This is a genomic window from Caproicibacter fermentans (genome assembly GCF_014303955.1).
In the GTDB taxonomy this organism is placed as follows: Bacteria; Bacillota; Clostridia; order Oscillospirales; family Acutalibacteraceae; genus Caproicibacter; species Caproicibacter fermentans.
The window spans coordinates 3320468-3332855 of the sequence record NZ_CP060286.1 but is presented as its reverse complement, the minus strand read 5'-3'; the positions used below and the strand labels follow the sequence as shown (position 1 = coordinate 3332855).

At 52.8% G+C, this 12388-nt stretch carries 13 protein-coding genes and 1 pseudogene; 12 read left to right on the top strand and 2 right to left on the bottom strand.

The genetic code is table 11. The features are described from left to right. Positions 1–16: 16 nt before the first annotated feature. Positions 17–1516 (bottom strand): annotated as a pseudogene (locus tag HCR03_RS16545) (recombinase family protein); the annotation flags it as partial. Between the two features lie 190 nt (positions 1517–1706). On the opposite strand from HCR03_RS16545, the gene HCR03_RS16540 reads away from it, so the two are divergent. The 12 genes from HCR03_RS16540 to HCR03_RS16485 all read left to right on the top strand — a co-directional run bounded on the left by HCR03_RS16540 (position 1707) and on the right by HCR03_RS16485 (position 11738). Beyond that, entirely contained in the window at positions 1707–2525 is an 819-nt protein-coding gene (locus HCR03_RS16540; protein ID WP_187035479.1) for a ParA family protein, read from the top strand. Next, the gene (locus tag HCR03_RS16535) at positions 2482–3420 is read left to right on the top strand and encodes a ParB/RepB/Spo0J family partition protein (protein ID WP_187035477.1); all 939 of its coding nucleotides are present in this window, start codon (positions 2482–2484) and stop codon (positions 3418–3420) included. The genes HCR03_RS16540 and HCR03_RS16535 overlap by 44 nt, the downstream gene beginning before the upstream one ends. A 67-nt stretch (positions 3421–3487) precedes the next feature. Further along, complete coding sequence (locus HCR03_RS16530; protein WP_187035475.1) at positions 3488–4075, top strand: hypothetical protein; 588 nt, start codon at positions 3488–3490, stop codon at positions 4073–4075. 48 nt (positions 4076–4123) lie between these two features. Continuing rightward, complete coding sequence (locus HCR03_RS16525) at positions 4124–4714, top strand: hypothetical protein (RefSeq protein ID WP_187035473.1); 591 nt, start codon at positions 4124–4126, stop codon at positions 4712–4714. Between the two features lie 67 nt (positions 4715–4781). After that, positions 4782–6683, top strand: coding sequence for a DUF5057 domain-containing protein (locus tag HCR03_RS16520; protein ID WP_187035471.1), 1902 nt, complete (start codon positions 4782–4784; stop codon positions 6681–6683). A 29-nt stretch (positions 6684–6712) separates the two neighbouring features. Beyond that, positions 6713–7594, top strand: coding sequence for a DUF6017 domain-containing protein (locus tag HCR03_RS16515; RefSeq protein WP_187035469.1), 882 nt, complete (start codon positions 6713–6715; stop codon positions 7592–7594). 56 nt (positions 7595–7650) lie between these two features. Next, entirely contained in the window at positions 7651–8016 is a 366-nt protein-coding gene (locus HCR03_RS16510) for a DUF7768 domain-containing protein (protein ID WP_187035467.1), read from the top strand. A 1-nt stretch (position 8017) separates the two neighbouring features. Further along, positions 8018–8230: a hypothetical protein gene (locus tag HCR03_RS16505; protein ID WP_187035465.1), complete on the top strand. Its 213-nt coding sequence runs from the start codon at positions 8018–8020 to the stop codon at positions 8228–8230. A gap of 36 nt (positions 8231–8266) precedes the next feature. Further along, a complete protein-coding gene (locus HCR03_RS16500; protein WP_187035463.1) occupies positions 8267–8758 on the top strand; it encodes a PcfB family protein in 492 nt (163 codons plus the stop codon). Continuing rightward, positions 8755–10545, top strand: coding sequence for a VirD4-like conjugal transfer protein, CD1115 family (locus HCR03_RS16495; RefSeq protein ID WP_187035461.1), 1791 nt, complete (start codon positions 8755–8757; stop codon positions 10543–10545). The genes HCR03_RS16500 and HCR03_RS16495 overlap by 4 nt, the downstream gene beginning before the upstream one ends. Positions 10546–10587: 42 nt before the next feature. Continuing rightward, complete coding sequence (locus tag HCR03_RS16490; protein ID WP_013485766.1) at positions 10588–10803, top strand: Maff2 family mobile element protein; 216 nt, start codon at positions 10588–10590, stop codon at positions 10801–10803. 125 nt (positions 10804–10928) lie between these two features. After that, positions 10929–11738 (top strand): VirB6/TrbL-like conjugal transfer protein, CD1112 family, encoded by an 810-nt coding sequence (locus HCR03_RS16485; RefSeq protein WP_407926878.1) that lies wholly within the window; start codon positions 10929–10931, stop codon positions 11736–11738. Between the two features lie 46 nt (positions 11739–11784). Here the strand turns inward: HCR03_RS16485 and HCR03_RS16480 are convergent, their stop codons facing one another. Next, positions 11785–12294 carry a GNAT family N-acetyltransferase gene (locus tag HCR03_RS16480; RefSeq protein WP_187035457.1) on the bottom strand — a complete coding sequence of 170 codons (510 nt, stop codon included), beginning with the start codon at positions 12292–12294 and terminating at the stop codon, positions 11785–11787. Positions 12295–12388 lie beyond the last annotated feature (94 nt).

Genomic DNA, 12388 nt, shown 5'->3' with positions numbered 1-12388 from the left:
TTTCAAAATATCTTTTTCAAATAGCGGGTCGGATTGGTAGAAGGGATGTTTGAGGTTCTGCTTTCGGTAAAACACCGAAGGGAACAAACACACCCTTTGCCATGTCCTCAGTACGCAGGACCGCTTTTTTGGCCTCGATCTCAACCTTTTTTGTCGCCTTAACTTTATCCTCATATCGTTTTTGTGCTCCGTTGGCCTTGCGCCGCAGATAGTTCCGGTGCAGCCTGTCCCGAAGTCCTTCCTTTTTGCGCATCGCTTCCTGTTCCTCCGGGGTCAGGCTGATTTCCCCAAAGTGAGGCGGCACATATTTACCCACAAAATTGAAATAAATTTCCACTTCCTGCGTGGTGTCCTGACAGCCTTTATGGTCACGCTCATGGACAACGATTTTTTCCACGAATTCATTGAGCATGGTGTTGGTCAGGGTATCGAAGTTTTCGTATTTGTCGATGAGGGCGATAAATTTCTCTGTGGACTGCTGTTTGTGCTCGTAGATGGTAATAGCTTGCTCCAATTCTTCGATTTCGCCGGAAAGCTCGTCCTGCTCGTCGGCATACCGCGCGTCAAGAGTGGCAAAGCGCGCCTCCGGCAGCTTGCCGAGAATTTTATCCTCATAAATTTGGCACAGCAACTTTTCCAGTTCTTCGGAACGTTTTTTAGCCTCTGCCAGTCGCTTCTTTTTCTGAGCGATGTCGCCGGATTGCTGGGCAATCTGAGCGTCTTTCACCGTTTGGATAAATTCGGCCCGGTCATTCTTGGAATATGCCGCAATGGCGCGGAGCGTATCGGCAATCAAGGTCATCACCACATCGGCGTTGATACGGTGCTGGGTGGGGCAGAGCATCCCAACAGGGACTTTACTATATTGGGAGCAGGTATACTGTGGGATGCGTTTGCCGTTATTAGAACGGTGAACATACATTTTGCCGCCGCAGCCGGCACAGTACATCAGACCGGTCAGTGGATGCGCCTCGCCCCAGCCGTCCGGGTAGCGCCGCACGTTGCCCCGGATGCGCTGCACGTTGTCGAAAGTCTCTTGGTCGATAATGGCCTCATGGGTATTCTCGAAAATTGTCCATTCGCTTTCATCGACATAGTGGCTTTTCTTATCCTTGAAGTGCTTGCGGGTTTTGAAATTGATTGTGTGACCGAGATATTCCCGCTTTTTGAGAATATTCACGATGGTGGAGGAACCCCAGCCGTGAATATCCTTGAATGTCTTGTTTTTATTCACGCCTTCACCGTGCCTCGCCAAATGAACGGCGGGTATTTCCACCTTATCGGCGGTCAACTGCTGGGCGATCTGATACGGGCCGTGGCCTTCCATTGTCATGGCGAAAATGCGGCGCACCACAGCGGCGGCTTCTTCGTCAACGATCCAGCGTTCCCGTTTTTCATCAGCCCATAAGTACCCGTAAATGACCGTGCCGGTTAGGTGCTTGCCGGTCATGCCCTTGGCCTTAAAAACGGATTTGATTTTCCGGCTGGTATCCCGGACGAAAAATTCGTTGAACATGCGTTATTCGGGAAGGTGAAAACGAAAAGGCAAAAACTCAGTATTCATGCGGGTTTGCGGCGAAGTGGCTCTCGGCCAAACCCTCTCTCAAACCTGAAAAAACCGGCTGAATGAAGAATTGCATATCATTTTAGGACGTTCCTGCTTATGGAACGTCCTTTTTCTATTTCAGCGGGAGGTGAAAAATCACATGACCAATGTAATTGCCGTTGCCAACCAAAAGGGCGGCGTCGGCAAGACAACCACTTGTGCCAATCTTGGCATCGGGCTGGCGCAGGAAGGAAAAAAGGTGCTGCTGGTGGACAGCGATCCGCAGGGTTCGCTGTCCATCAGTTTGGGGAATTCCCAGCCCGATCAACTGCCCGTGACGCTGGCGACGGTAATGGGTAAGGTGCTGAATGAGGAAACCATCGCCCCCGGTGAAGGACTTCTTCATCACGATGAGGGTGTCGATCTTATGCCCGCCAACATCGAACTTTCCGGTATGGAGGTGTCGCTTGTCAACGCCATGAGCCGTGAAAAAATCCTGAAGCAGTATCTGGACGGCGTGAAGCGCCAATACGACTATGTGCTTCTGGACTGTATGCCCTCGTTGGGGATGCTCACCGTCAATGCGCTGGCCGCAGCCGACAGCGTTCTTATTCCCGTTCAGGCGCAGTATCTTCCGGCAAAGGGCCTTGAACAGCTTTTACAAACGATCAATAAGGTGCGGCGGCAGATCAATCCGAAGCTCAAAATTGACGGCATTCTGCTGACGATGGTGGACAGCCGTACCAACTATGCCAAAGAAATCAGCGCCCTGCTGCGGGACACCTACGGTTCAAAGCTGAAAGTATTTGACGTGGAGATTCCCCATTCCGTCCGCGCCGCCGAAATCAGCGCGGAGGGCAGGAGTATTTTCGCCCACGACCCGAAGGGCAAGGTTGCCGAGGCGTACCGGGAGCTTACAAGGGAGGTGTTGAAGATTGAAAAGCAGCGCCAAAAACATAAGTCTGAACAGTTACGATGATATTTTCTCCACAGAGGAAACCCGTGAGGATGCCAAGCGGGAAAAGGTCACGGATATGCCGCTTTCGGAGCTGCATTCGTTCCCCGACCATCCGTTTCAGGTGCGGGACGATGATTCCATGAAAGAAACCGTGGAGAGCATCAAGGAATACGGCGTGTTGGTTCCCGCTATTGTACGCCCCCGCGCGGAGGGCGGTTATGAGCTGATTTCCGGCCACCGGCGCAAACACGCCTGCGAGTTGGCGGGGCTTCCCACCATGCCGGTCATTGTCCGCGGTCTGGACGATGACGCCGCGACCATCATCATGGTTGACAGCAACATCCAGCGTGAAAACATTCTGCCGAGCGAACGGGCCAAGGCGTACAAAATGAAGCTGGACGCCATAAAGCGGCAAGGCGAGAGAACTGATCTAACTTGTACCCAAGTTGGGTACAAGTTAGAAGATGGCAAAAAGAGCGTTCAAATTGTAGCCGATCAAGCCGGAGAAAGTAGGACACAGGTGCAGCGCTTCATCCGGCTGAACGAGCTGACGCCGCAGCTTCAGCAGATGGTGGACGATAAAAAAATCGCCATGTCCCCCGCCGTGGAACTTTCATACCTCAAGCCGGAGGAACAGACGCTTTTACTGGACACCATCGAAAGCGAACAGGCCACCCCCTCGCTCTCGCAGGCCCAGCGGCTCAAAAAGTTCAGCGCGGAGGGCCACTTGAACGAGGACAGTATGCTGGCGATCATGTCCGAGGAAAAGAAACCGGAGAAAAACGACCTGACCATTAAAGCGGATAAGCTCCAGAAATATTTTCCAAAATCGTATACCCCGCAGCAGATGGAGCAGGTCATTATCCGGCTGCTGGATGGATGGCAGAAAAAGCGGCAGCGGGATCAGGAAAGGTAATAACCGTCGTTTCAGGCGTTCCGAAAGGGACGCCTTTTTTCATGTCTGAATGAATGGAGGAAACCGCATGACAACTGAAAAAATCAATGAAAGCAAAGGTAAAAAGGAGGATGAAAAGCGAAAACGCAAGTGGCCGTACATTCTTGCGATTCTGCTGCTGTTGCTGATTCTACTGCTGCTTTTACTGCGGAGCTGCGGAAATCAGCACTCATCCCCGAACCCGCCGCCGTCCAGTTCCGTCCCCTCGTCGTCCGTTCCGTCTCTGGACGATACCGGCAGCGCAGAGCCGGGGAGCAGCAGCACCCCGTCAAGGCAGGAAATCCTGTCCCGGCTTCAAAAGCAAGAAGTCACCGTCACCGACAAGGTAAGCGCGCAGGCGTCCTTTTCCAGCGGGGCAAAAGGCAGTACCGGCACATGGGAAGTTGAAAACCCGTCCTCCAACACCGTCATTATGCAGTGTGAAATCGTGTTGAACGGCGAAACCGTGGCGAAATCCGCACCGATCTATCCGGGGCAGCACATCGACGGGCTTACCCTGTCCCGTCAGGTTTCATCCGGGAATCACAGTGTGACGGCGACCATCCGGTATTACAACAAGGATACCAAGGCTTACCTCGGAATGGCCGACTACAAAGTCCGTCTTTCCGTTTCGTAATCAGCCGGATAGTCCGGTTGATATAAAAGTTCATAAGGAGGCTTCTCAATGAAAAGCAAACTCAGAAAGATTCTCGCGGGCATCGTCACCTTTGCCGTGCTCGGCGTGTCGGCTGCGGTTCCGGCGTTCGCCGCCGACAAGACCGACACCGGTACGGGCAGCGTCACGGGAAACGTGACGATCAACGGCTCCATTTCGCCGCTTACCATCTCCGCCACCCACCCGATCAACGTGGCCTACGCCATCAGCCCGGACGCCGAAACCTTTACCGCCCCGGACATCACCGTGACCAACAACACCAAAGTTGCGGTGATCGCCACGGTTGAATCTTTGAAAGCCGCTTCGGGCGGAACGCTTACCTTTACTGATGTTGACCCGTCCGCAAAAGCGTGGCGCTCGCTTAATCTCGCGGATTCCAAAAAGTACATCGCGCTCGGCATTTCTGCAAAAGGCAATTCCGGCTGGAACAGCGGCTACAGCACTTCCACTCATTGGGCGGTGAATGATTCGCCGTTACAGGTCGGGACGCTGAATCCGAGCACTTCCGGCGCGCTGTCCCTGACGGCGGACTACGGCCTCGCATTCGACGGAGCGTACACGGCCAATCATCAGCTTGTTTTCCAGTTCCAGCTTGCATAAAAACAGAAGCGTGGGAATTGGCCGGGATTTTCCCGGCCAACCTTCCACGCCGAAAGGGGGCTTCTATTTGAGGCAATCATTCAGGCGGCTTTTGCTCGTCCCGCTGCTTACTGCCGGGATTCTGCTGTCCGGCGCTTCACCCGCGTTCGCGGCCTCCGCCGCGTCGGTTCTGGCGTTGACCGCGACGCCGAACCCGTCCGGGAACTATGTAGCACTGAACTGGACAAACAGCGACAAAAGCCAGCCGTACAGTTACATGCTCTATTCCAAGTCAGCGCATGAATCAACTTTCCAGAGCATTCCGTCAAAAGAGCATGTGAAGGTACTCAATATATATCCGGATAAGCAAACGGACACATGGGGCGCGTCCGGCACAGTTTCTTTTATGAGTGCCATTGACGGAAAATCATATACGCTTCTTAAATCCGCATCCCTCAAAATGTGGATGGAAGCCGCCAATTCAGACAATTCACACGGCTACGGCAAAGGGTTCATATTTGTTGACGCGGTTTCTTTTACCGATTTCAATGCAAATCCAAGCATCTATCTAAAGGATTCCAGCGGTTCCTATAAATATGATGTGGTATTCTTTGGCGCATGGGATGGGTATTCCAATGAGGATTTGTCGGCATCTACAGAAACGGCAGTTGAGGCTTACGCAAATACCGGGCGTGGGCTGCTGATTGGCCACGATACCGCCTCCTGTGCTCCGGAGTTCATGCACACGAATTTCAGCCGATTGGCTGAGAAATATGCACATCTGTATGCTTTGGGAGGTCTGAGTCAATATCCCGCTTACGGATATAATCAGGTGACAATCAAGAAAAAAGGGCTTCTAACCAACTATCCTTGGGCCATCGGTGATGTAGGGACAATTCTAAATACGCCAATGAGCCATTCCTACGGTCAGTTTGCTATGGGCGACATCTGGATGACTTACCCAAGAAATTCATGGAGCAGTTCCCCTGAAATTAACACCTATAACGGCCATTCAGGCACAAATAACTTCTATTTGACCACATGGAACAATGTGGCTATGATTCAAACCGGTCACTCAAATTGTGCCGCAACGCCGGATGAACAGAAGGTACTTGCCAATACCCTGTTTTATCTCGCGCAGATCACGACCGACACAAGCTGGAACGACCACAAAGGGCAGGATTTAGATGCGCCGGATGAACCGGATATTTCAAGTGTTACGCACAACTCCGACCGGACGCAGTATACCGTCAACTATTCTTCGCAGGACAACGCGACCGGCTATCAATATTATGTGGAGGCTACAGGTCAGAACGACGGCGCGAAATACGATTCTCCGGTTATATCGACATCCCTAAAAACAGGGATGAAGGGCTATTCCATCGTGGTGGACAACAGCCCCGATACCGTCCCGGACGGGAGCATTACGACCACATCGGACAGCTTCACTTTTTCCCGCCCGTCCGGCAGCAGCTTCTACATCCATATTGCCGCCGTAGATAACGCCGGGAATATTTCATCCGTTACCCATTATTCCGTGGATGAGTTGGTATCTATCACACATCCGGTCAGTGTCAGTTACGCGATTGACCCGAACAGCAATACACCGTTTACCGCGCCGGATATTCCGATTATCAACCATTCCACCTTCCCCGTCCGGGTTTCCGTCGCGGGGCTGAAAGCGACCTCCGGCATCGGTGACGCCTCTCCAACGGCTTATTCGGACTGGAACAGCCTGACGACGGTACAGACCGGAAACGGAATCGCGCTCGGCGTGGAAATCAGCAAAGCAGCCGGTCCGGGCTGGACGGCGATTGACCGGGGAACTCCTGTTTACACGGGCGATCTTGCGTCGGAAGTGCCGTTGGGGACGCTCGGTGCGAACGGAGCGTCCGGTAATCTGGCGCTTACCGCTAAATTCGGTTTGGCGTGGGCAAAGGCAACGAATGTGTCGCATGAGCTGACGCTGAATTTTACGATTACCGATTAAGCCGGTCACATGGAAGGGAGTGATACAAAATGGCGGTTTTTCGTGTGGAGCGGACGCGGGATTATACAGTTATGAGCAACCATCACCTGAAAAACAGAGCCTTGTCCCTGAAAGCGAAAGGGCTGCTGTCCGTGATGCTCTCCCTTCCGGACGATTGGGATTACACCACGCGGGGCCTTGCATCCATCTGCCGCGAGGGAGTGGACGCCATCGGAAAGGCGCTCAAGGAGCTTGAAAACGCAGGCTATATGGAACGCCGACAGCTTCGCGGCAAGGACGGGCGCATCACGGACACTGAATACACCATCTATGAGCAGCCGCGCAAATCGCCGGGTACGCCTTTCCCGGATACGGATTCACCAGATACGGAAAAGTCGTATCTGGATAACCCGGATATGGAAAAACCGGATACGGAAAAGCCCGCGCAATTAAATACTAAGGGAACTAACATCCCTAAAAAATCAAATACGTATGGAGCAAATACGTATCAATCCAATCCGGCAGACCGAAAGCCGGGAGCCGACGCCCCGGCTGATTCGATGGATACGATGGACGCCTATCGCGAAATCATCAAGGAGAATATTTCCTACGACATCCTGCGTCAGAGATGCGACCCGGAGCGGCTGGATGAAATCGTGGGCATCCTGCTCGATACCGTGTGCAGCCGGAAAAAGGAAATTCGGATCGCCGGTGAAAACATGCCCGCCGAAACGGTGAAAAGCAGGCTTTTGAAGCTCGACGACAGCCACATCGAATATGTGCTTGAGTGTCTCGACAAAAACACCACCGACGTCCGCAACATCCGCAGCTACATTCTGACCGCGCTGTATCAGGCGCCCACCACCATCAGCAGCTACTATTCGGCGCTGGTTAATCACGATATGTACGGAAACGGCCCACCCGGACGGTAAACGTCCCGCGCGGGCTGTTTTCATGCCCCAAAAAATCGGAAAGGAGTAATTTTTGCATGAAACGACCCCTCGCATACATCACCGCCCCGTGGGGCGGAAACGAAATCGAAAACACCGAGGACGCGGCGCGGTATTGCCGTAAGGTCTACGACGCGGGCTTTTCGCCCATCTGCCCGGTCCTGTTCCTGCCGCTTTTCCTCAACGACGCCATTCCGCAGGAGCATAAGGACGGTGTGGACATCGCCTGCAACTTTCTGCGCCGCGCTCATGTGCTGGTGGTCTGCGGCAGGAACGTGGATGAAACTGTGAAAAACGACATCGCCACGGCAGAACGGCTGCATATCACGGCCACCACACTGGACGGCATCCTCACCGTCAAGGGACAGGGCCGGGAAAAAGACGCGGAAAAGGAGCGGAGATAACGTGCCGGACTATCAGAAAATGTACCATTCGCTGTTTAACGACGTGACCGACGCCATTTCAAAGCTCCAGCAGGCGCAGCAGAAAACCGAGGAAATGTACATGGACAGCAAGGAAACCGTCCTCACCCCTTTTGTGAAAAAGAGCGAGGAACAGAAAAATGACCGAAAACCGGCCCCGGCAAAGAAAAAGCCGCCCTCTCACGACGAACGGTGACGGAGGGCGGCTGTCCCATGACAGGAGGTGTTTTGTTTGCAGGAAGAAATTGAAAACCGTTCCGTGACGCTCATCATCAGCGGCGCGAAGCTCACGGGCCGGGTGCTCAAAGCGGCGATTGCCAAGTATCTGGCCCACCGGAAGGAGAAGAAAAACGTAAAGGCCCGCGCCGGTCCCGTGGTTCCACACGGCAGGCAGACGATGAAACAGCTCGTCGGGCAGAACGCGGGTGTATCGAACATCGAGATCACCGACAGCAACATCCGCTCCTTTGACCGCGTGGCTCGGAAATACGGCGTGGATTACGCCGTCAAAAAGGACCGCAGCGTGCCGCCGCCGAAATATCTCGTCTTTTTCAAGGCGCGGGACGCGGACGCGCTCACCGCCGCTTTTACCGAGTTCACGGCAAAAACGGTGAACCGGGCGAAAAAGCCCTCTGTCCTCTCGCGGCTCCGGCAGTTCAAGGACCTGGTCAAGGCGAATACCGTTGACCGCGTGAGGCATAAGGAACAGGAGCGGGCGCGATGAACACAAAAGCGAAAAAACTGCTCCTGATGAATCTCCCCTACCTGTTCGTCGCATTGTTTGCCACCAAGTTCGGGCAGGCATGGCGGCTGGCCGCAGGCGCGGACGCTTCCGGGAAGCTCCTGCACCTGACGGACGGCCTCACCGCCGCGTTTTCCTATCCGCTGCCGAGCTTCCATCCGGCCGACCTCGGCGTGGGGATTCTGCTCGCCGCCGCCCTCCGGCTGGCGGTCTGGATCAAGGGACGGAACGCCAAAAAGTTTCGCAAGAACGTGGAATACGGTTCCGCCCGCTGGGGCAAGGCCGAGGATATCAGGCCGTACATCGACCCTGTTTTTGAAAACAACGTCATTCTCACGCAGACGGAACGGCTCACCATGAACAGCCGCCCGAAGGACCCCAAAACGTCCCGGAACAAAAACGTGCTGGTCATCGGCGGTTCCGGCTCCGGTAAAACGAGATTTTTCATCAAGCCGAACCTGATGCAGTGCGATTCCAAAGACTACCCGACGAGCTTTGTGGTCACCGATCCGAAGGGCAGCATCGTCGTGGAATGCGGAAATCTCCTGCGGCGCAGGGGCTACCGCATCAAAATCCTCAACACCATCAACTTCAAAAAGTCGATGCGTTACAATCCCTTTGCGTACATTCATTCGGAAAAAGACATTTTGAAGCTGGTCACGGCGTTGATCGCCAACACCAAGGGAAACGGCAAATCCGGAGATGACTTCTGGGAAAAAGCAGAGACCCTCTTTTACACGGCGCTTATCGGCTACATTCACTATGAGGCCCCGGTCGAGGAACAGAATTTCGCTACGCTGATCGAGTTCATCAACGCTTCGGAGGTCCGAGAAGATGATGAGGAATTCAAAAATCCCGTGGATCTCATGTTCGAGGCGCTGGAAAAAGAAAATCCAAATCACTTCGCCGTCCGGCAATATAAGAAATATAAGTTGGCGGCGGGCAAGACAGCAAAATCGATCCTTATTTCCTGCGGCGCAAGAATGGCCCCGTTCGACATTCAGGAGCTTCGTGACCTGACGGCTTATGACGAGCTGGAGCTGGACACGCTGGGCGACCGCAAAACCGCCCTGTTCATCATCATTTCAGATACGGACGACACCTTTAATTTTTTAGTTTCGATGGCCTACATGCAGCTTTTCAATCTGCTGTGCGAAAAGGCCGACGACGTGTACGGTGGGCGCTTGCCCGTCCACGTCCGGTGCCTGCTCGACGAATTTGCCAACATCGGACAGATCCCCAAGTTTGAAAAGCTGATTGCCACCATCCGCAGCCGTGAAATCTCGGCCTGCCTTGTTTTACAGGCGCAGAGCCAGCTCAAGGCCCTGTACAAAGACAACGCCGACACGATCATCGGTAACTGCGACAGCGCCATTTTCCTCGGCGGCAAGGAACGCACGACCTTGAAGGAACTGACCGAATCACTTGGGAAGGAGACAATCGACACCTACAATACCGGTGAAAGCCGTGGACGTGAAGTATCCCACAGCCTAAATTATCAAAAATTGGGGAAGGATTTAGCTTCGCTCGATGAGCTGTCTGTCCTCGACGGCGGCAAGTGCATTCTCCAGCTTCGCGGCGTCCGTCCCTTCCTTTCGGACAAGTACGACATCACAAAGCATCCGAACTACAAGTACCTGTCCGACTATGACCACCGCAACGCTTTTCCTATCGAAAAATTCCTGTCCACCAAACTAAAGCCAAAACCGGACGATGTGTTCAACACGTATTCCGTTGACCTCTCCGGGGACCCGAAAGCCGCAGAATAGCGGCTTTTTTTATAATACAACTTAAAAAACGGAGGTAATATTATGAGTTTCTTTCATTCCGCAATCGGCGTTCTTCAGACCCTTGTAATCGCCCTCGGCGCGGGCCTTGCCATTTGGGGCGCGATCAACCTTCTGGAAGGTTACGGCAACGACAATCCGGGAGCGAAAAGCCAAGGCATTAAACAGCTCATGGCGGGCGGCGGCGTAGCTCTGATCGGCATTACGCTGGTTCCGCTGCTCTCCAACTTGTTCGGCTGATGCCGACCAAAACACAACACTCCGCGCCCCCATTTCCGGGGGCACGGGAAAGGAGGTGATGCCGTTTGGATTTCATCAAGCAGCAGATTACCGAATGGCTGAAAGAAATACTCGTCGGCGGCATCATGAACAACCTGTCGGACATGTTCGACAACGTAAACAGTCAGGTCGGGCAGATCGCCTCTCAGGTGGGAACGACGCCGCAGGCGTGGAACACCGGCATTTACAACATGATCTGGTCCCTGTCCGAAAACGTCATGATGCCCATCGCGGGCCTGATTCTCGCGTTCGTCATGACGCTGGAGCTGATTCAGATCATCACCGACAAGAACAATTTTCACGACATCGAAAGCGCCGTTTTCTTCCGTTGGATTTTCAAAACGGCCTGCGCCATTCTCATCGTGACCAATACATGGAACGTCGTCATGGGCATATTCGACGTAGCACAGAGCGTAGTCAACAGCGCGGCGGGAATCATCGTCTCCGACACGTCCATCGACATCAGCTCCGTCACGGCGAACCTTCAGACGCGGCTCATGGCAATGGACCTCGGACCCCTGTTCGGGCTGTGGTTCCAGAGCATTTTTGTGGGCTTTACCATGTGGGCGCTCACGATCTGCATTTTCATCATCGTGTACGGCAGGATGATCGAGATCTATTTGGCAACTTCCATCGCGCCGATTCCGATGGCAACGATGCTCAACCGGGAATCGGGCGGCATGGGCCAGAACTATCTTCGCTCTCTGTTCGCGCTCGGATTTCAGGGCTTTCTCATCATCGTCTGCGTGGCGATTTACGCCGTTCTGGTGCAAAACATTTCAGCGGATACAGATGTCAGTAAAGCAATCTGGACGTGCATGGGCTACACGGTGCTGCTATGCTTTACCCTTTTCAAGACCGGAAGCCTTGCCAAATCAATCTTCAACGCGCATTAAAAGCTCAGGACTTTTCGTCCTGAGCTTGGTAAATTGAAGTTGTACATCAGCTTTCCCGGATCAAAGCATACATTTTCATATCAATTACTCTGCCGTTCTTGACCGCGTTGCTATGCAATACACCTTCGCATTGAAATCCTGATTTTTCAAGAATACGGCAGGAAGCAATGTTATAGGCAAAAGGTTCAGCAAAAATTCTAATAATATTGGTTCGCTTAAAAATATAGTTGCAGGTCTGCTTTACCGCGTTTGTTCCAAATCCTTTTCTCCAATAGGGTTCGGCAATGTAATACCCCATCTCGGCGGTTCTGGAATGAATGTTGCTGCAACGAAAAGCGCCTATACTGCCAATCATTTTGTCATCAACCGTTATTGCAAAAGCATAGGTTTTTTCTTTATCTGCCGATAGCATGGCTGAAATAAACTCTTGTGCGTCTTTGACTGTATACGGATAGTGCAGTCCATCTCTTAGATTATCCTGAATGTTTTTATTATTTAATGCCACCGCCAGTTCTTCGGCATCCTCTATGCGCCACGATCTTATTTTGCAATCCATTTGTAAAACCTCTTTAAATTCCACTTTATCGAGTAGTGGAAAATGCATTAATAATTCTTGTCGTCAACTGTAAGTGTATTTTCTATAAATATAC